This window comes from Geothrix alkalitolerans (assembly GCF_022808885.1).
In the GTDB taxonomy this organism is placed as follows: domain Bacteria; phylum Acidobacteriota; class Holophagae; order Holophagales; family Holophagaceae; genus Geothrix; species Geothrix alkalitolerans.
The window spans coordinates 77,484-95,781 of the sequence record NZ_JAKZLE010000004.1; the positions used below are offsets into that span (position 1 = coordinate 77,484).

At 69.5% G+C, this 18,298-nt stretch carries 15 protein-coding genes; 9 read left to right on the forward strand and 6 right to left on the reverse strand.

Annotated features, from left to right (window positions below; translation table 11 throughout):
* Positions 1 to 41: 41 nt before the first annotated feature.
* Positions 42 to 1,100, forward strand: coding sequence for a 23S rRNA (adenine(2503)-C(2))-methyltransferase RlmN (rlmN, locus tag MLJ35_RS09600; RefSeq protein ID WP_243384167.1), 1,059 nt, complete (start codon positions 42 to 44; stop codon positions 1,098 to 1,100).
* Positions 1,101 to 1,253: 153 nt separating this feature from the next.
* On the opposite strand, the gene MLJ35_RS09605 is transcribed toward rlmN, so the two are convergent.
* Together MLJ35_RS09605 and MLJ35_RS09610 are read right to left on the reverse strand one after the other, a co-directional pair.
* Complete coding sequence (locus tag MLJ35_RS09605) at positions 1,254 to 1,802, reverse strand: metal-dependent hydrolase (RefSeq protein WP_243384168.1); 549 nt, start codon at positions 1,800 to 1,802, stop codon at positions 1,254 to 1,256.
* Between the two features lie 149 nt (positions 1,803 to 1,951).
* On the reverse strand, positions 1,952 to 3,082 hold the full coding sequence (locus MLJ35_RS09610) for a hypothetical protein (RefSeq protein ID WP_243384169.1): 1,131 nt from the start codon (positions 3,080 to 3,082) through the stop codon (positions 1,952 to 1,954).
* A gap of 143 nt (positions 3,083 to 3,225) precedes the next feature.
* Between MLJ35_RS09610 and dut the strand changes: the two genes are divergently transcribed.
* The gene (gene dut, locus MLJ35_RS09615; protein WP_243384170.1) at positions 3,226 to 3,681 is read left to right on the forward strand and encodes a dUTP diphosphatase; all 456 of its coding nucleotides are present in this window, start codon (positions 3,226 to 3,228) and stop codon (positions 3,679 to 3,681) included.
* Between the two features lie 370 nt (positions 3,682 to 4,051).
* Here the strand turns inward: dut and MLJ35_RS09620 are convergent, their stop codons facing one another.
* Positions 4,052 to 5,971: a sensor domain-containing diguanylate cyclase gene (locus tag MLJ35_RS09620; RefSeq protein ID WP_243384171.1), complete on the reverse strand. Its 1,920-nt coding sequence runs from the start codon at positions 5,969 to 5,971 to the stop codon at positions 4,052 to 4,054.
* 130 nt (positions 5,972 to 6,101) lie between these two features.
* On the opposite strand from MLJ35_RS09620, the gene MLJ35_RS09625 reads away from it, so the two are divergent.
* From MLJ35_RS09625 to MLJ35_RS09650, 6 genes are all read left to right on the forward strand, one after another.
* The gene (locus MLJ35_RS09625) at positions 6,102 to 6,875 is read left to right on the forward strand and encodes a dienelactone hydrolase family protein (protein ID WP_243384172.1); all 774 of its coding nucleotides are present in this window, start codon (positions 6,102 to 6,104) and stop codon (positions 6,873 to 6,875) included.
* A 78-nt stretch (positions 6,876 to 6,953) separates the two neighbouring features.
* Positions 6,954 to 7,781: a helix-turn-helix domain-containing protein gene (locus MLJ35_RS09630; protein ID WP_243384173.1), complete on the forward strand. Its 828-nt coding sequence runs from the start codon at positions 6,954 to 6,956 to the stop codon at positions 7,779 to 7,781.
* Positions 7,782 to 7,946: 165 nt separating this feature from the next.
* A complete protein-coding gene (locus tag MLJ35_RS09635; protein WP_243384174.1) occupies positions 7,947 to 9,200 on the forward strand; it encodes a porin in 1,254 nt (417 codons plus the stop codon).
* Positions 9,201 to 9,294: 94 nt separating this feature from the next.
* On the forward strand, positions 9,295 to 9,462 hold the full coding sequence (locus MLJ35_RS09640; RefSeq protein WP_243384175.1) for a twin-arginine translocase TatA/TatE family subunit: 168 nt from the start codon (positions 9,295 to 9,297) through the stop codon (positions 9,460 to 9,462).
* A 47-nt stretch (positions 9,463 to 9,509) separates the two neighbouring features.
* Positions 9,510 to 11,195 carry an FAD-dependent oxidoreductase gene (locus tag MLJ35_RS09645; protein ID WP_243384176.1) on the forward strand — a complete coding sequence of 562 codons (1,686 nt, stop codon included), beginning with the start codon at positions 9,510 to 9,512 and terminating at the stop codon, positions 11,193 to 11,195.
* A 29-nt stretch (positions 11,196 to 11,224) separates the two neighbouring features.
* The gene (locus tag MLJ35_RS09650) at positions 11,225 to 11,578 is read left to right on the forward strand and encodes a cytochrome c3 family protein (protein WP_243384177.1); all 354 of its coding nucleotides are present in this window, start codon (positions 11,225 to 11,227) and stop codon (positions 11,576 to 11,578) included.
* Positions 11,579 to 11,705: 127 nt separating this feature from the next.
* Here the strand turns inward: MLJ35_RS09650 and MLJ35_RS09655 are convergent, their stop codons facing one another.
* Positions 11,706 to 12,032 carry an alpha/beta hydrolase family protein gene (locus tag MLJ35_RS09655; RefSeq protein ID WP_243384178.1) on the reverse strand — a complete coding sequence of 109 codons (327 nt, stop codon included), beginning with the start codon at positions 12,030 to 12,032 and terminating at the stop codon, positions 11,706 to 11,708.
* Between the two features lies 1 nt (position 12,033).
* Entirely contained in the window at positions 12,034 to 15,309 is a 3,276-nt protein-coding gene (locus MLJ35_RS09660) for a S41 family peptidase (RefSeq protein ID WP_243384179.1), read from the reverse strand.
* 152 nt (positions 15,310 to 15,461) lie between these two features.
* On the opposite strand from MLJ35_RS09660, the gene MLJ35_RS09665 reads away from it, so the two are divergent.
* Positions 15,462 to 16,988, forward strand: coding sequence for a M28 family peptidase (locus MLJ35_RS09665; protein ID WP_243384180.1), 1,527 nt, complete (start codon positions 15,462 to 15,464; stop codon positions 16,986 to 16,988).
* Positions 16,989 to 17,271: 283 nt separating this feature from the next.
* Here MLJ35_RS09665 and rsmH read toward each other — a convergent pair whose 3' ends face one another.
* The gene (gene rsmH, locus MLJ35_RS09670; protein ID WP_243384181.1) at positions 17,272 to 18,297 is read right to left on the reverse strand and encodes a 16S rRNA (cytosine(1402)-N(4))-methyltransferase RsmH; all 1,026 of its coding nucleotides are present in this window, start codon (positions 18,295 to 18,297) and stop codon (positions 17,272 to 17,274) included.
* Position 18,298: the final 1 nt, after the last annotated feature.

The window sequence follows — 18,298 nt, forward strand, 5'->3', positions numbered from 1 at the left end:
GACCTGGCCGGTACAATGGCTGAGTGTCCGATGCCTCCTTGATGCCCTGGGATCGCCCCGCCCCCGAGCGGGAGGGACTGCCTTCGGCCTGGTCGCTGTTCCCGGAGGACCTGGCGGCCCTGGGCTGCCCGGGCAGCGCCCTGGAGACGTTCAAGCGGCTGCACCGGCCCTGGACCTGGAAGGACGGCGCACCGGACCTGGGCTCGACCATCCGCCGCTGGCTGGAGGGCGTGGCGGACCTGCGCCTGCCTTCGATCGTGGAACGCCAGGCCTCCGGCGACGGCTCCACCAAGCTGGCCCTGGAGCTGGCGGACGGCAGGCGCATCGAGTCGGTCCACATGCCGCGCAAGGTGCGGAACCCCCGCGTGACCTACTGCATCTCCAGCCAGGTGGGCTGCGCCATGGGCTGCACCTTCTGCGCCACGGGCAGCATGGGCATCCTGCGCAACCTCCAGCCCGGCGAGATCCTGGGTCAGGTGCTGGCGCTCATGGCGGAGCTCGGGCCGGACCGCGGGCATGAGCTGACGCTGGTGTTCATGGGCATGGGCGAGCCCCTGCACAACCTCGACCACCTGCACCGGGCCATCCGCCTCATGTGCCACCCGGCGGGCCTGGGCCTGGGGAAGAACCGCATCACCGTGAGCACCTCGGGCCTGGTGAGGGGCATCGAGAAGCTGGCGAAGCTCGAGCCCCGGCCCCTGCTGGCCCTCAGCCTCAACGCCACCACGGACGTGGCGCGGAGCCGCACCATGCCCGTGAACCGCGTGTGGAACCTGGCGCGGCTGCGGCGGGCGCTCGATGACTGGGGCCCGAAGCGCGGCGAGAAGTTCTGTTTCGAGTACGTGCTCATCGCCGGCGAGAACGACACCGAGGCCGATGCGCAGCGCCTGGCGGACTGGCTGGGTGACCTGCGGAGCGGCCACAACCTGAACCTCATCCCCATGAACGAGCATGCGGCCAGTGCCTTCCGCGAGCCCGGCGAGGACCGCGTCCAGCAGTTCGCCGAGTGGCTCAAGGCGCGGGGCTGCTTCGTCACCGTCCGCCGCAGTCGCGGTCGGGACGTGCAGGGCGCCTGCGGGCAGCTGGTCAAGGGCCGGTGATTCACTGGATCGTGGGATTTCGCCTTCAAAAGATAAAGGTTCACCACCAAGGCACCAAGAAAAGCCAAGGCCACGCGCGGTTGCCGTTCTTGGTGGTCTTGGTGCCTTGGTGGTGAAAAAGTTCTTTCCTTTCTTATCAGATGCTCGCTGGCATCAAGGGGTCTCCTCGGAGCGCTTCCGCAGGCGGATCCACTGGAAGGCGCGGGGCACGCTGAGCACCAGCAGGGCGGGGATCCCGATCCACACCACTTCGGTGCCCAGGGAGAACAGGAGCCAGTCGAGCAGCTTGCCGGAGAGGGGGATCGGCGACACGAAGATGGGCTGCCAGAGGCAGACGAACCGCGCCTCGGAGAAGGGCAGCAGCAAGGCCACGCCGGTCCCCCCGAAGGTGCAGGCGTCCAGCAGGCTGTGGGAGAGGGCGGCCGATAGCATGCAGGCCCAGAGGCGGGGGCTCCAGAGCTGGCGCCGGAATCCGAGGAGCATGGCCGTGGCGGCCAGGAGCAGCAGGGCGAGGAGGGAGTGGCTCATGCCGCGATGGGCCAGGCTGGTCCCGTCGAGGCCAATGAAGGCGGTGAACCAGTCCAGGTCCGGGGCCAGGGCGCAGGCCGTCGCGAAGGCCAGGACCCGGCGGGGGGGGCGTCCCTGGTGGAAGGTCGCGCTGATGGTGAGGCCAGCCAAGGCGTGGCCGAAGACGGAGGACATGGAGGGATCCGGGGGGTGGGGAGCGGGCTGGGGCCCGTTCGGAAGGCGCCTGGCCGGACCCGCATCGGGTGCCTGTCCGCGGCAGGAAGCGCGAACCTCCAGCATAGCCGTCCCGGACCGGCTCATCCACGGCTCCATCCATGGGTCGGTCAGTCCTCGACGGCGAACACCACCTTGTCGTTCTTGAAGCGGGGCAGGGCGAGGAGTTCCACGGTTGCGGACTGCCCGTCGGCGCTGAGGGTGAGGCGGTAGTGCTCGCCCGCGGTGTAGGAGCCGGGGACGACGATCACCTTGGCGAGGCGGGACAGGCCCACCTCCCGGGCCCGGATGACGAGGGTGGTGCCGGTGCGGAGGTCCAGGTGGCGGGTGAAGGCCGCGTCCCGCCAGCTCGGCCCTGAGTGGTCCAGGCCGAACAGGGGGACCTTGATGATCCCCTCCTTCTCCAGCGCGGCCCGGACGCCGACCAGGTAGTGCAGCGAGTTCAGCCGGGCCAGCTGATCGGCGTTCTCCCACTGGAGCCGGGCCTGGCCCTCCAGGATGCTGAGCTGCTCCGCCTGGAGGCCGGAGATCTCGCGCTCGATGTCGCGCTTCTGGTGCTCCAGGACGCCGAGCTGCTTCTGGAGCCGCCGGCTGGCGGCCACGGCCGCGTCGCGCTGGCCGGGCAAGGGGTCGGGCTCCCGGCGGTCCAGCTCCCGGGGCGAGAGCGCGGCCCCGCCCTGGGACACCCAGGTGCCGTACTTGTCGTGGACGTAGAAGTGGTAGACCTCGAAGCCCGGGGCCATGCGTGCCGACAGGGGCACGTGGCTGAGCGTCTTCCGGGCCGCCTCCTCCGAGAGACCGCGGCCTCTGAGGAAGCGCATGGCCAGGCCGTAGTGGCTGTCGTTCGCCTGCGCGATCTCCGGCGGGGGCAGCGCCGCTTTCAAGTCCATGACCCGATCGCTCAGCGTCCGGAGCTCCGCCTCCTTGTCCAGAATCTCCAGGAGGAGGCCCCGCCGGGAGCTGTCCTGCTCGATCCGGATCCGCGCCTCCAGGGCCCGCTTCTGCGCCGGTGTCAGCAGCATGGGGCTGGCGTCCAGGTGGAGATCCCGGACCCCGACCAGGGCCAGCCTCTTGAATTGCGCGCTCCAGGCCTGCCGGAGCTGCTGGGAGGCCTCGTCCGCCTGGGCCGCCTGCTCGGTCAGGGCGCGGATCTGCGGATCCTCGCGCTGGCAGGCCACGAAGGCGGCCAGCGCGAGCCCCGCCAGGGTCGGCGCGATCCATCGGCGGCCACCGTGGGCCATGACCCTCCCGAAAAGCACGGCGCGGGACATCCGGGCCAAAGATCAAGTTTATCAAGCCGCGGGCCCGGATCGAGGAGGGAGATCGCGACCTGGGGCGGAACCCGGGATTGCGTCCCGGCCTTTCCCCCTGGGACCCTGGTTCCATGCGCATCCCGGTCCACCAGCTCCCCCATGGCCACGGCCTCGATCTGCCCGCCTATGCCACGGCGCACGCGGCGGGCATGGACCTGCGGGCGGCGATCCCCGAGGGTGAGGCCTGGACGATCGCGCCGGGCCAGCGGCGGCTGGTGCCCACGGGCCTGGTGCTGGCCATCCCCCAGGGCTTCGAGGGCCAGGTGCGGCCCCGCTCGGGGCTGGCCCTGCGCCACGGCCTCACGGTGCTGAACGCGCCCGGCACCATCGACGCCGACTACCGCGGCGAGGTGCAGGTGCTGCTCATCAACCATGGAGAAGCCGCCTTCGAGCTGCGCCGCGGCGAGCGCATCGCCCAGCTGCTGGTGGCCCCGGTGGAGAGCTGGACCTGGCTCCCCGAGCCCAGCGTCGAGGCCCTGGGCGACACCGGGCGCGGCGATGGGGGCTACGGCAGCACGGGGCGCTAGGAGTGCCTAACAAAACCCCGACGGGGCCGCGAGAAATCCAGGTGGGATGCACCGCAGATATCAGTTCGTCTCGTGTATCGCCAAAGGCGATACCGAGAGGGAAGGGCCCGAATGGCAACGTGGTTCGTGGTTCAAGGGACCTGACGCCGCGGGCGCCCACCTGGATTTCTCCCTTCGGGCGAGGGCCGGCGGGGAGGCTCCACCTCCGCGAGGAACGAGCGGGAGGGCCCTGCGGGGCAGAGCCCGCCAGGTGGAGGACGATACCGCGTCACGCTCGTCGCGCGTAGTAACCGCTGCGCATCTCCTCGCGTTCCTCGCCTCGCTCGCCCGGCGGCCCTCGCGCGACCTCGTGGGGGTATTGTTAGGCACTCTAAGCCGGATTCGACACCACCCGGTTCCGTCCGCCCTCCTTGGCGCGGTAGAGGGCAGCGTCGGCCCTGGCCAGGATGGCGTCCGGGGCGGCATCGCCTGGATCGAAGGCGGTCAGGCCGATGCTCACGGTCAGGATGATGGGACCCGCGCCGGACTGCACCGGCGTATGCGCCACTTGGCTCCGGAAGTACTCGGCCAAGGCCATGGCGCCCGCCTGGTCGGTGCCTGGAAGCAGGACGCCGAACTCCTCCCCGCCCAGGCGGCCGAAGAGGTCCAGCCGCCGCAGCCGCACCCGGGCCAGCTCCGCGAGGTGCTTGAGCGCGAGGTCCCCGACGGCGTGGCCGTGGGCGTCGTTCACCTGCTTGAAGTGGTCGAGGTCCAGCAGGAGGAAGGCCGCGGGCTTGTGGAAGCGCTTGTGGCGGGCCAGCTCCAGGTCCATCTCCTGGAGGAAGCGGCGGCGGTTGGCCACGCCCGTGAGGGGATCCGTGGTGGCCAGACGCTGCAGCTCCGCCTCCATGGCCTTGCGCTGGGTGATGTCCTCCTTGACGGCGAGGTAGTGCGTCGTCCGCCCACTGGTATCCACGATGGGGGAGATGCGGGCCAGCTCCCAGTACTCCTCGCCGTTCTTCTTCCGGTTGACCAGCTCCCCTTCCCACGGGAGGCCCTGGTCGAGGGCGGCCCACATGTCCTCGAAGGTCTTCTGTGGCGTGTGGCCGGACTTGAGGATGCGGGGGTTCTGGCCGATCGCTTCCGTTGGCGTGTAGCCCGTGGACCGGGTGAAGCCGGCATTGACGAACTGGATGTCCGCGTGGGTGTCCGTGATGACGATGGAGGCGACGCTCTGCTCCACCGCGGCGGACAGGAGCCGCTGGGATTCCGCCAGCTTCTCGCGTTCGGTGACATCCTGGCCGAGGGCGAGCAGGCCGATGACGGCTCCGCCGGCGTCCCTCAGCGGCTTGTCGTGCCACTCCACCAGGATCGTCCGCCCGTCCCGGGCCAGGATCTCGCTGGTGTTTGCGGTGCTCCTCCCTCCGGCCACCGCCTCCTGGAAGCGCGCCCGCGCCTCGTTCCGCTCCGCCTCCAGGGGGAAGATGGCGAACCAGTCCGCGTTCTGCACCTCCGACTGGGCGTAGCCGGAAAGCTCCTCCGCGAACCGGTTGAAGCGGAGGATCCGCCCCTCCGCGTCGAGGACGATGACGATGGCCTGGGCCGTGTCGATCAGCCCTTCCGCGAAGTCGCGCTCCCGGCGCATCGCCTCCTCCAGCTCCTTCCGCTGGTCGAGGGCCTGCTCGAGGTTCTGGGCCAGGCGCGCCTGCCGCAGGCCCAGCCGGGTCGCGATGCCGAGCATCCCGTGCAGGTACTTTGCGCCCGCGAGGAGGTAGCCCATGAAGATGAGGCACATGAGCCCGTAGGCCCACGGGAGGTGGGACTGGGCCCTGAGCAGGATCGCGGCCGCCATGGGCAGGCCCGCCAGTGTCACGAAGACCCATAGGGCGGCCGGGACGGCGGCCAGGATGGGAACCGCGCCTGCGATCATGCCCGCCAGCACGAGGCCCGTGAACATCCGCGCCTCCCCGGTGCCGTTCCACACAAAGAGGACGGCGCCCGTGCCCCAGGCCGCGGAGACGAAGGCGGTGGCCACCACGTACCGCCGGCGCCAGACCATGGCAGCCCCGGCATCCGGATTCGCAGCCGCGAAGCGCCGGGCCAGTGCGTAGCGGCCCGTGGCCAACACCGCGACGAGCCCCCACCAGGCCAGGGCCAGCCTCTGCGGAACGGCCTGGGATACGTTCGCCCAGGCCAGCAGGGCGGCGTTGGCCAGGTGCACGCCCCAGGTGAAGGGCGCGTTCTTGAACATCTGGGCGGTCATCCGCCGCTGGGCTTCCGCTTCGACATCCGGGTGGAGGTGGATGGACATGACCGGGTTCCTGACGAGCCGGCTCGGGAATCGGGACCGCAGCGGCTCATTCCCCTTATCGGTTCCGGGTCACCCGCCCTGGAATTCTAGTTTGAACAGCTATAGGATCACCCTCCACCCCGGAGGCTCCATGCGACGTGCCGCCCTCGCCCTCTCCCTCGCCACCCTCCCGCTGCTGGCCGGCCAGCCGCTGACCTACGCCGACGGCGCCACCAAGCTTTCGGGCTACCTGGCGAAACCCGTGGCCAAGGGCGCCGTGAAGGGGAACATGCCTGGTGTGGTGGTCATCCACCAGTGGATGGGCCTCACGGACCATGAGCGCAGAGTCTCGGACGACCTGGCCAAGTTGGGCTATGTGGCCCTGGCCGCCGACATCTACGGCGAGGGCGTGCGGCCCGCGAACACCGCCGAGGCCGGCAAGCTGGCGGGCCAGTACAAGGGCGACCGGGCCCTCTACCGCCGGCGCATCGCCGCGGCCCTGGAAGCGCTCAAGGCCCAGAAGGGCGTGGATGCCTCGCGCCTGGCCGTCATCGGCTTCTGCTTCGGCGGAACGGGGGCCCTGGAGGCGGCTCGCGCAGGCCTGCCCGTGAGGGGCGTGGTCTCCTTCCACGGCGGCCTGGACGTGCCCGCAGACTTCAAGCCCGGCCCCATCTCCGCCAAGGTGCTGGTGTGCCACGGCGCCGACGATCCCTTCGTGCCCGCCAAGGACGTGGCCGCCTTCCAGGACGAGATGCGGGCCTCGAAGGCGGACTACGTGTTCGTGGCCTATGCCGGCGCCGTGCACGCCTTCACGCAGAAGGAGGCCGGCAGCGACAACAGCAAGGGCGCGGCCTACAACGAGGCCGCCCATCGCCGGAGCTGGCAGCACATGAAGGACTTCTTCAAGGAAATCTTCGGCAAGTAGCTCCCGGAACCTTGATCAAGACAACCCTATGGTCAACAATGGTCCGCCTCGGGACCTTTCGAGCCACAGGGTTGTCCCATGAAGTCGCTGTTCACGGTCTGGCCCCTCGACGAGCGGAGCAACCTCAACTGGCTCATGGGCCAGCCGGTGCCGCACAGCCATCCCTTCCACCAGGTGTTCTTCCTGACGAAGGGTACTGGCAGCCACTGGGTGGATGGCATCGAGACGCGCCTGGAGGCGCCCTGGGTCATGCTCATCGCCAAGGGGAAGAAGCACCTCTTCCTGCCGGACGTGCCCACGGAGGGCTGGATGTTCGACTTCGGCGAGGACTTCCTTGACGACGACGCCTCCTGGGTCTTCTCGGACTTCCTGGCGGCGCCGAACCTGCCCTTGCACGATGGCGCGCTGGTCCACCAGGCGTCGGCCCTGGCCCGGCTCCTCTGGGACCTGGGCCAGGTGGCGCGGGAGGAGACGCGGCCGGCCATCCGGCACCTGCTGGCGGCATTTCTGCACCTCTTCCAGGCCCGCATCCGGGAACAGGCGGCCCGGGCCCAGGCCCAGAGCGGTGCCGACTTCAAGCTCTTCCAGACCTTCCTCCACCAGCTAGACAAGAGCTTCCAGGAGGAGAAGGAGGTGGAGTTCTACGCACGGAAGCTCCGCTGCACCCCGCGCCGCCTGGGCACCGCCTGCAAGGCCGTGCTGGGCAAGACGCCGCAGACCCTGATCATCGAGCGCGTGATGTTGGAGGCCAAGCGACTGCTCCTGCACACCGACATGAGCGTGCAGCAGATCGCGTCCCTGCTGGGCTGCGAAGAGCACTCGAACTTCACCAAGGCCTTCCGAAAGGCCACTGGCGAGACGCCTTCGGCCTTCCGCCGCACCCGACAGCTGGAGAGCGCGATCTGAAGGCGAGTCCAGGACTGGATTCACCAGAAATTGTCCGTTCCGTACCAGGCCGGACGGACGCGGGAGGTCTAAGCTTGCCTTGCCTCGGGAATTGAAAACCTAGAGGTCAACATATGTATTCAACCGTTGAAATGTTGCAATTAGGCAACACAGAGGAGGTCTGTCTTGAAGCTCCGAACCCTCACCGCCGCCCTGGCCTGCGCCTGGCCCGCGCTCCTCGCCGCCCAGGCGAGCGAGACGCAAATCTACGGCACCTTCCTGCCCTTCTTGGACCACATCAGGACCAGCGGCGCCACGGCGCCGGGCCTGTCCCCCGCCACGGGCGGGGCCACGCAGGTGGCCGCCTCCGCCTATACCGGCGACGCGGGCAACCTGGCCGCCCGGAACCGCATGACCTCGGGCACGTCAAACCTGGGCTTCCGCGGGAGCTTCAAGGTCAGCGACGACCTGAAGATCATCTGGCAGATCGAGAGCGCCGTGAGTCCCGACGGCGACGCGCCCAACTCCCTCACCAGCCGCAACAGCTGTCTGGGCCTGGAAGGCCCCTGGGGCCGCGTGTTCTACGGCAACTGGGACACACCCTACAAGTACCCGATCCTCTTCGTGGGCGCCCTGCGCGGCCTGAACCCCTTCGACAACGCGCTCACCGCGAACCCCGGCTTCAACGTGCCCGGTACCACCACCCAGAACGGCCGCGTCAACGGCAAGGCCGACGCCGCCTTCAACCGGCGGCAGGGCAACAGCATCCAGTACTGGAGCCCCGAGGTGAACGGCTTCTCGGGCCGCGTGGCCTACTCGGTGAACGAGGGCAAGACCACCGCCTCCGCTACCGTGCCCTCCATCAGCCCCGAGCTGTATTCCGCCCTGCTGTCCTACAAGCGCGGCGCCTTCACCCTCAGCTACGGCTACGAACAGCACAAGGACTACTTCGGTCTGGCCCAGCTGGGCGGCTCCGCGGGCGCGACGCCCACGAACACCTCGTCCAGGGACGTGGCCCACGAATTGGTGGGAAGCTACGCCTTCCCCACGGGCACCAAGATCTCCGCCATCGTGGAGCGCCTGGCCTACGACACCGACGACACCGTTGACGGGAAGGTCAACCACTACGAGCGCGACGCCTGGTACGTCCTGGTCCAGCAGCGCTGGGCGAAGCACCAGCTCTTCGGCGCCTATGGCAAGGCGGCCGCCGGCAACGTCACCGTGGTGGGCGGCGGCCCCGCCACCACCAACGGGCTGGGCGGCGCGCAGTGGAGCGCGGGCTACAGCTACAGCCTCGCCAAATCCGCGGATCTCTACGCCTCCGTCTATGGCATGACCAACGAGCGGTCCGCGAGCTACGCGCTATTCCCGCCCGTGGGCACCGTGGCCCCAGGCACCTCCACCACGGGTTTCGGCCTGGGCATCCTCTATACCTTCTGACCCTGGGGGGAACGGGCGGGATGGGCCCCTGGAAGCGGCCCGGCCCCTCCCGCCCGGCATTCCCACGGGGCCGCTTCCGTCCGAGGAGCAAGCCATGGGCAACCTGGGCATGACCGAGATCCTGACGATCGGCGGAGTACTGCTGATCTTCTTCGGGCCGTCGCGCCTGCCCAGCCTGGGCAAGTCGCTGGGCCAGAGCATCCACGAATTCAAGAAGGCCGGGCGGGCGCTGACCGCCGAGGCCACGGACCGCGCCGAGTGAGCTGAGGGCGCGGCGATCCCCGCATCCGAGTGACAAGGAGACGACACATGAGCGATGAACCGAGAGAGGAAGGGCAGGGGCCGGACGCCTACACGCGCCAGGTGCTGGAGCAGGGCCTGTCGCGCCGCAGCTTCCTGGGCCGGGCGGCGGGGGGCGCCGCCGCCGTGGGGCTCTTCGGCATGGGGGCTTCCCCGGCCCTGGCTGCGGCCGTCAAGGAACCCAAGGCGGAGGCCTTCGCCACCAGCACGGACGGCGGCGCCACGCTGACCTTCCTGCCCAAGCCGAAGCCCATCCGCGACCGCGAGATCTCAGAAACCCTGACCTTCGACGTGGTGGTGGTGGGTGCCGGCGCCTCGGGTGTGCCCGCGGCCCTGTCCGCCGCGGAGCACGGCGCCAAGGTCGCCGTGGTTCAGAAGGCACCCTTCGCCCTGTCCCAGGGCAACACGGGTTCCGGCATCGACCTGGCCGCCAGCGAAAAGGCGGGCGTCGAGGCCCTGGTGGCACGCCTCATCGCCGACAGCAACCACCGCTGCAACCCCAGACTGATCCGCCAGTGGGCCTATCACTCCGGCGAGGCCGTGCGCTGGGTCATCGACCGTGCCAAGCAGGGCGGCGCCACAGTGGTGGACCAGGGCAGCCCGGTCCAGCGCGCCATCCTCAAGGTGAACGGCTACGGCATGGGCTACGTCACCTCCTTCTTCGGCCCCAAGCCCTACACCACGGGCGACGGCATGCGGGCCCTTGCCAAGACCGCGGAGAAGGCGGGCGTGAGGTTCTTTTACCAGATGCCCGCCGTGCAGCTGGTCCAGGCGAAGTCGGGCGAGGTGCAGGGCGTCATCGCACGGGGCCATGACGGCAAGTACCGCAAGTTCCTGGCGAAGAAGGGCGTCATCCTCGCCACCGGCGACTACCAGAACAACAAGGCCATGTCGGACTACTTCGTCCCCGACGTGAAGCACCTGGAGCGCAAGCAGCTGGATAAGACCGGGGACGGCTTCGCGCTGGCCTACTGGGCGGGCGGCGTCTTCGAGCCCATCGGGCACACCAAGATGCTCCACGACTTCGATGCGGGACCGGCCTCCATGTGCGACATGCCCTTCCTGACCGTGGATCGCAAGGGCCGCCGCTTCGTCAACGAGACGGTGGAGATGTCCCTGCTGAACAACTACCTGAAGGACGCGGAGAACGCCGGACACTATTCGCAGGTCTTCGACGCCGACTACATGACCCAGGCGGCCACCTGGCCGGGCAAGCTGGTTCCACCCGATGGGCTGAAGAACTACATGCCCGACGAGCCCGGCCCCAAGAAGGGGGTGTTCGAGTCCCAGGTCAACACCCACAAGGCCGACACCCTGGACGAGCTGGCCTGCAAGCTCGAGGTGGATCCCGCCACTTTCGTGGCCACGGTTAGGCGGTACAACGAGGTGGTGGCCTCCGGCAAGGACAACGACTTCGGCAAGCCCGCGAACTTCCTCGCCCCCATCCTGAAGGCCCCCTTCTACGGCATCCATCGCCGCGTGCGCGTGTCCGCCATCTGCTCCGGCATGCTTGTGGACGAGCACCACCAGGCCCTGGACGCTGACGGCAAGCCCATCAAGGGCCTCTTTCTCGTCGGTAACCTCGGCGGCGGCTTCTACGGCGGCGTGGACTACCCGCTCACGGTGTTCGGCCTCTCCTTGGGGCGCTGCTACACCTTCGGCTACCTGACGGGCCGCCACGTCGCGCGCCTTTGACCCCGGGACGACGCCCGAATGGAGACGACATGACCATCCTCACTCCCTCCCGGATTCTGGAATTCGGCCTCGCCGGCCTGCTGGCGTCCTCCCTGGGCGCCGCTCCTGCGGCGCGGACCTCGAAACACGCGGCCCGCGGCGTCACCTGCGCCCAGTGCCACGGCAAGGGCGGCAAGCCAGCCGCCGTACCCTTCCGTCAGTGCCAGGGCTGCCACGACCCCGCGGACCTGGCCGCCCGAACGGTTCAGGTGAAGCCCACGAACCCCCACCTGAACCGGCACTACGGTACCCAGACGGACTGTACCCGCTGCCATCACGAGCACAAGGCTAGCGAGAACCTCTGTCTGCCCTGCCACACGCGGTTCACCTTCAAGGTGCCCTGAGCGGGATGGCGCGCCTTACGGGGCATTCCGACCGCTTCTACAGGTCCACCAGCAGGTTCCTCCCCAGCGCCGCCACCCTGTGGCTGCCGAGGCCTCGCGTCTCGGGGTTTGATGGATTTCCCGTGGTCTATGCCGTCGGGCAGCACAATGAAATACGTCGCGGCATCCAGGGGCTGACCGAGGCCGAAGAACCGACCCGGGAAGCGGGGCCCGTGAACTGGGCCCCGCTTCCGGTGGTGCTGTGCAGGATGAACACGGCGTTATGGACCACGCCGGAGGTATCCTTTCGCGGCGTGCCGTAGGTGCGGTAGTGGATGCGCAGCTCGGACAGCGTCTCGCCGGACTGGAGCCGGAAGTTGCGGAGCCGGGCGTCGCCCTCCGTGGGCGCCTGGGCCGGGAGCAGGCTGGAGGCCAGGGTCGGCAGGACCAGGAGAGCGTAACGGATTGGGCGCATGTCACCTTCCGGAGCGGTCAGGATAGGCGGGCTTGCGGGTGGCGGAAGGCTGCTTCCTGATCGCCGCTTCCACCTCCTGGATGGCCCGGTCGAGCTGGGGATCCTTGCCCTGGGCCAGCAGGGCGGGATCGTCCACCACCTCGATGTCGGGGTCCACGCCGTGGCCTTCGACGATCCACTGTCCGTCCTTCGAGTAGATGCCGAAGGTGGGCACGGTCACCGTGCCGCCGTCGATGAGGGCCGGGGCTCCGCTGATGCCGATGAGCCCGCCCCAGGTACGCCGGCCAATGAGGGGGCCGAGGCCGGCCTGGCGGAAGTAGTGGGGGAAGAGGTCGCCGCCGGAGCCGCTCCAGCCGTTGATGAGCATGGCCATGGGGCCGTCGTGGGCGATCTGGGGCCACTGCCAGTCCTTGCCATCGCGCACGCCCCAGTAGTTCAGGGTCTTGCGGCCCAGCATCTCGATGAAGCGGTCGGGGATCTGGCCGCCGCTGTTAAAGCGCTCGTCGATGATCAGGCCCTCCTTGTCCCACTGGCCGCGGAACTGGCGCACCAGGTCCGTCTGTCCGCCGATGCCCGTGTCGGGCACGTAGACATAGCCGATGCGGCCGCCGGAGGCCTTCTCCACGTATTTCCGGTTGGCCTCGATCCAGGCCCAGTAGCGCTGGGGGTAGTCGTTGGCCACGGTCGCCACCGCCACGTCGCGGGCGCCCTCCAGGGTGGGCTTGTCATTGACGGTGAGGAGCACGGTCTTGCCGGCCAGGCCCTGGAAGGCCGCCCAGGGGTCCACGCGGGGATCGAGGGGAATTCGGTTCACGGCCAGGAGGTAGTCGCCCTCCTTCACCTGGAGGCCGGGCTGGGCCAGGGGGCCGCGGACGCTGGCATCCCAGGCCGCGCCCCGCAGGATGGTCTTGATGCGGTAGGTGCCGTGCTCCAGGGCGAAGTCCGCGCCCAGGAGGCCGACGCCGAGTCGGGCCGGCATCTCCTGATCACCGCCGCCCCGGTAGGCGTGGGAGGCGTTCAGCTCGGAGATGAGCTCGCCGATGACGAAGTTCACGTCCTCGCGGGTGACGCAGCCCTGCAGCAGCTTGCCGTAGCGCGCCTTCTGGGCCTTCCAGTCCACGCCGTGCATGCCGGGGTCGTAGAACATGTCGCGCTCGAGGCGCCAGGCGTCGTTGAAGATCTGCTGCCACTCGGCCCGGGGCTCCACGGTCATCATCAGCTCGCCCGTGGGCAGCTTCTTCTCGAACTTCTGGTCGGGCTTCAGGTCCAGGAGGGCGTACTCCTGCTTCCGATTCACCAGCACCTTCTTGCCGTCCTCGCTGACGAGGGCGCCGTCCACATCCGGCAGCACGGCCTTCTCCTCGCGTCCCTCCAGATCGTAGGTGTAGAGCGTGCCCGTGAAGGTCTCGGCCATGGGGTTGAGCTGGGCTGCGCGGCGGTAGACCAGCTTGCCCTTGGTGGCAGCCAGGTCCGTGTAGTAGCCGGCCACGGGGGGCAGCAGCACCATGCGGGACTCCAGGCCGTCGAAGTCGATCTCCACGGCCTTGGGGGCCTCGGGCTTGTCGGCGTCCTTCTTGGCGCCTCCGTTGCCAGCCTCCTTCTTCTCGTCTTTCGCCTTCTCATCTTTTGTCTCGTCCGCGTCGTTGCGGGGGGCCAGGGGCGAGGGCACGTCCTTGCGCAGGGGCAGGGCCGCCAGGCGGGTGGTGGCGGCATAGACCCAGGTGCCGTCCAGGTCGCTGTAGGTGGGTGCGAACTGCTGGCCGGTGCTGAGGAAGAGATACTTGCCCTCGGGGTCGAAGGCGGGGTCGCCGGCGTTGTAGAAGGGCGCCGTCACCTGGTGCCGCTGCCCGGTCTTCGTGTCGTAGATCGCGATCACGCTGTTGCGGTTGGGGGCGTCGAGGGGGAAGGCGACCCAGCGGCTGTCCGGGGACCAGCTGGCGCGGAAGGCCTCCAGGGGGCCATCAAACAGGTAGAGGCCCTTGTCCACCGCCTGGACCTTGCCGGTGCCCAGATCGCAGAGGTTGATGCGCATGGCCTGGTCCGCGAAGACCACCTGCTTTCCGTCCGGCGACCAGGAGATGCGGTAACGGAAACCGGGGCCCAGGTGCGTGACCTGGCGCTCCTGGCCGGAGCCGTCCGCGGGCCGCAGGTACAGCTCGTACTCCCCCGACCGGTCGCTGAAGTAGGCCACCTGCTTGCCGTCCGGGGACAGGGCGGGGTAGCGTTCCGCCGCGCCGGGCGTGCGCGTGAGGTCCATCACGTAGCCCTTCTCGGCGGGCACGGAGAAGACCTCGCCCCGGGCCTCGAAGAGCACGCGCTTGCCCTGGGGCGAGAGGGTGGGGTTCTTCAGGAGGCGGCTGGCGTTCTCCTCCCGTGGCCTCAAGGTGGCCTGGTCCGTCACCACCTCCACCTTCACCTCGACCACCTTCTCGGAGGGCAGCTCGATGCGGTGGAGGCGGCCGCCGGCCTCGAGCACGATGTCCGAGGGGCCGATGGCCGGGAAGTGGGCGTCGTAGTCCTTGAAGAAGGTGATCTGCTTGAAGGCCTTGGTGGCCAGGTCATAGGACCAGACGTTCGCGCGCTTCGCGCTATCGCGATCGGAGAGGAAGTAGACCTTCCCGCCGTGCCACATGGGCTGGGAGTCGTTGGAGCCGCCCTCGCTGGGCAGGCGGGTGGCGGTCTTCTTCTCCAGGTCGTAGAACCAGATCTCCGAGGCCATGCCGCCGCGGTAGCGCTTCCAGGTGCGGAAGTCCGTGCTGATGGGCTGGTAGGCCAGCACCTTGCCGTCGGGGGACAGGGCGCCGAACTCGGCGTAGGGCAGGGGCATGGCCTTCGGCAGGCCGCCGTCCTTGGCCACCGTGAAGAGCTTGTTGAAGCGGTCCTTGCCCGATTCCATGCCGGATGCGAACAGGATCGACTTCCCGTCGGGCGTCCAGTCCACCATTCGGTCGGGCATGGGGTGGTGGGTGATTCGGGTGGGCACGCCACCGGTGACGGGCAGGGTGTAGACATCCAGGTTGCCGTCGTAGTTGCCGCTGAAGGCCACCTCCCGGCCGTCCGGCGAGAAGCGGGCGAAGGACTCCTCCCCTTTGGGGGTGGACAGCCGCTGGGCCGTGCCGCCGGCCTTGGGGACGATCCACAGGTCGTTGGCGTAGGTGAAGACGATCTGCGTCGCCGACACGTCGGGGTAGCGCATCAGGCGGGCGTCGATCTGCGCCGAGGCGCTGACGGAAGCCGCCACGACGAGGGCGGTGGCGAAGAAGGGCAACAGGCGCATACGTCTCTCCGGGTTCCTGAGGGGTCCAGGCAGCTTACGCAGGAGGGGGCCGGAGGTTGAGGGGGGATGGACAGTTGCCTTGGACAACATCGATCCGTTGGGGGATCCGGTAGGGATCCGTTGGGCACGCTAAGGTGGTCCCGGAGCCCACCATGCGAACCGTCCTCTGCCTCGCCCTCGCCTGCTCGGGCCTGCTGGCCCAGCGCCCCCCGGTGGAGGAGGGCGCCCTGCGCGCCCACCTGGCCTTCCTGGCGGATGACGTGCTGGAGGGCCGGGGCACCGGTCAGCGCGGCGGAGAATTGGCCGTGCGGTACCTGGAGACCCAGCTCCAGGCGATGGGCCTCCAGCCCGCGAACGGATCCAGCTTCCGCCAGAGCGTGCGCCTTTCGGGTGTGCGGCTGGAGGAGGCTGCCAGCCGCCTCGCCTTCGAGGGGCCGAAAGGGGTGACGACGCCCCTGCTCAGGACGGACCTGGTGATGGGCGCCGCTGGCGCCGAGACCGCCCTGCCCGTGGACGCGCCCCTGGTCTTCGTGGGGCATGGCATCGCCGCCTCCGGCCGGGACGACTACAAGGGGCTGGATGTGCGCGGCAAGGTCCTGGTCATGCTCGTGGGCGACCGCCGGGGAGGCGCGCCGATGCCCCTCTGCTGCCAGCCGGAGAACGAGCAGGGGCGCTGGACCTACAAGTTCGAGGAGGCTCGCCGCCGCGGCGCCGCGGGCGCGCTGCTGGTGCACACGGACGCCTCCGCCGGCTACGGCTGGACCGTGGTCCGGAACAGTTGGGGCGGCGAGCGGTTTCAGCGGAAGGGCTCCGGGCAGGCCGGCGCGATGCAGGGCTGGATCACCGAGGCCTTCGCGGTCCGCCTCTTCGAGGCGGCGGGCCAGGATTTCCATGCCCTGGCCGCGGGCGCCGACGCGGCTGGCTTCCGCCCCGTCCCGTTGCCCCTCCGTGCCAAGGGAGCGCTGCACTCCGCCGTGCGCACCCTGGAGCAGTGGAACGTGGCAGGGATCCTTCCGGGCACGGATCCCGCCCTCCGCGACGAATGCGTGATCTACGCGGCCCACTGGGACCACTTCGGCAAGCGGCCGGACGGAGCCATCTACGCCGGGGCCGTGGACAACGCCACGGGCTGCGCGGCGGTCCTGGCCCTGGCCCAGGCGCTGGCGGCCCGGCCGCTCGCGCGCAGCGTGCTGTTCCTCTTCCCCTGCGCGGAGGAGCAGGGCCTGCTGGGCTCCTCGGCCTACGTGGCCGCGCCCCTGCGGCCGCTGGCGAAGACCCGGCTCGTCATCAACCTCGAGAGCCTGAACGTGGTGGGGCCCACCCGCGACATCGGCCTGCTGGGGTCGGATGATCTGGCCACCCGCGCCCTCTGCGCCCGGGCGGCCGCCGCCACGGGCCTCGTGATCACCCCGCCGAAGGCCGATCCGGCGGGCCTCTGCTTCCGCTCCGACCACTACCCCTTCATGAAGGCCGGCGTGCCCGCCCTGTCGCCGGGCTTCTCACTGGACGGCGGCTGGGACTACCTGGGTGACAAGGCCGCGGCCCAGGCGAAGGCCTCGGACTTCCTGAACCACTACCACCGGCCTTCGGACCGCTACGACCCCGCCTGGAACCTGGCGGGCCTGATGCAGCAGGTGCGCTTCGCGCTGGAGCTGGGCCGCCTGGCGGGCTCGGAGTGAGCACTCGCCCCGCGACCCCCGGATCGAAAAGACGAACGCGAAGGGCGCGAAGAAAAGCCCTGAAGAGCGCGAAGGCAGCCACCAGCGCCTCGGCCGTGGGACATCCGGGCCTGCGGCCTGCTTCACGGGCGGCGGCTCCGGGCGGCTTCCATGGGCCGCCATGGCCGCAGCCCGTGAAGGGATGTCCGGGGTGGGACGAGTCCCATTCGCGCTCTTCGCGCGCCCGCAGGGCGTTTTCGCGTCATTCTCGTTCGTCTTTTCCGGATGGTCTGGGGTCGGGCCGTCAGGACGCCCGCACGGCCCAGCGGAGCTTGGCGCTGGTGGAACGCGGATTGGCACGGCGCTCCTCCGGTGACGCGCGGAGGGGCTCGGGCGCGGCTTCCGCATAGTGGCCCTCCCGGAGGCCCTGCTGGAAGGCCTTCTTCACGCGGCGATCCTCGCCGGAGTGGAAGGTGAGGATGGCCACGCGGCCGCCGGGTTTCAGGGCGCCGGGCAGCTGGGCGAGGAAGCGGTCCAGCACGCCGAATTCGTCGTTCACGGCGATGCGCAGGGCCTGGAAGGTGCGCTGGAGGACCTTCTTGAGCTCGTCGTCGTCCAGCGCGGGCAGGGCGGCGCGCACGTGGCCCGCCAGCTCCCGCGTGGTGCCGACCCGGAGGCCTGCGATGGCCTGCGCGAGGGCGTCTGCATGGGGCTCGTCGGCGTTCTCCGCCAGGAGCTCCGCCAGGGCATCCCCATCGAGCGCGGCCAGCAGGTCCGCGGCGGGGCGGCCCTTCTGGGGGTTGAGGCGCAGGTCCAGGGGCCCCTCCGCCTTCCAAGTGAACCCGCGGGCCGGGTTGTCGATCTGCATGGAGGACACGCCCAGGTCCGCCAGCGCCAGGTCGAAGGGACCGAGCTCCGCCGCCACCTTCGCGAGGCTGGCGAAGTTGGTGCGGCGCACGATCAGCGCGGCCTCGTCGAAGCCCAGAGCCCGCAGCCGCGCCTCGGTGCGGGGCAGCTCGAGGGGATCCACGTCCAGTCCCACCAGGCGTCCGCCGGGCTGGAGCCGCGTCAGGATCTCCCGGGCATGGCCGCCGTAGCCCAGGGTGGCGTCCAGGGCGACCTCACCCGGCTTGGGCGCCAGCGCCTCGAGGATCTCGTCCACCATGATCGACCGATGGGTGCCGGCGGGCGTGTGCCCCCGGGCTGCGACCTTGGCCTGCTCCTCGGCGTAGCGCTCCGGGGCCAGCTCCTTGTACTTCTCCTCGAAGCGCCGGGGGTGGGTGCCCTTGTAGCGGGGGCGGCGCGGGGGTCGCTGATCCTGGTCGTTCATG

What these genes read in the sequence shown, in the direction of transcription:
- MLJ35_RS09605 (WP_243384168.1), bottom strand. Translation starts at nt 1,802, where the DNA reads ATGTCCTCCGTCTTCGGCCACGCCTTGGCTGGCCTCACCATCAGCGCG.
- MLJ35_RS09620 (WP_243384171.1), bottom strand. Translation starts at nt 5,971, where the DNA reads ATGTCCATCCACCTCCACCCGGATGTCGAAGCGGAAGCCCAGCGGCGG.
- MLJ35_RS09625 (WP_243384172.1), top strand. Translation starts at nt 6,102, where the DNA reads ATGCGACGTGCCGCCCTCGCCCTCTCCCTCGCCACCCTCCCGCTGCTG.
- MLJ35_RS09665 (WP_243384180.1), top strand. Translation starts at nt 15,462, where the DNA reads ATGCGAACCGTCCTCTGCCTCGCCCTCGCCTGCTCGGGCCTGCTGGCC.
- MLJ35_RS09660 (WP_243384179.1), bottom strand. Translation starts at nt 15,309, where the DNA reads ATGCGCCTGTTGCCCTTCTTCGCCACCGCCCTCGTCGTGGCGGCTTCC.
- MLJ35_RS09610 (WP_243384169.1), bottom strand. Translation starts at nt 3,082, where the DNA reads ATGGCCCACGGTGGCCGCCGATGGATCGCGCCGACCCTGGCGGGGCTC.
- dut (WP_243384170.1), top strand. Translation starts at nt 3,226, where the DNA reads ATGCGCATCCCGGTCCACCAGCTCCCCCATGGCCACGGCCTCGATCTG.
- MLJ35_RS09650 (WP_243384177.1), top strand. Translation starts at nt 11,225, where the DNA reads ATGACCATCCTCACTCCCTCCCGGATTCTGGAATTCGGCCTCGCCGGC.
- MLJ35_RS09630 (WP_243384173.1), top strand. Translation starts at nt 6,954, where the DNA reads ATGAAGTCGCTGTTCACGGTCTGGCCCCTCGACGAGCGGAGCAACCTC.
- MLJ35_RS09645 (WP_243384176.1), top strand. Translation starts at nt 9,510, where the DNA reads ATGAGCGATGAACCGAGAGAGGAAGGGCAGGGGCCGGACGCCTACACG.
- MLJ35_RS09655 (WP_243384178.1), bottom strand. Translation starts at nt 12,032, where the DNA reads ATGCGCCCAATCCGTTACGCTCTCCTGGTCCTGCCGACCCTGGCCTCC.
- rsmH (WP_243384181.1), bottom strand. Translation starts at nt 18,297, where the DNA reads ATGAACGACCAGGATCAGCGACCCCCGCGCCGCCCCCGCTACAAGGGC.
- MLJ35_RS09640 (WP_243384175.1), top strand. Translation starts at nt 9,295, where the DNA reads ATGGGCAACCTGGGCATGACCGAGATCCTGACGATCGGCGGAGTACTG.
- rlmN (WP_243384167.1), top strand. Translation starts at nt 42, where the DNA reads ATGCCCTGGGATCGCCCCGCCCCCGAGCGGGAGGGACTGCCTTCGGCC.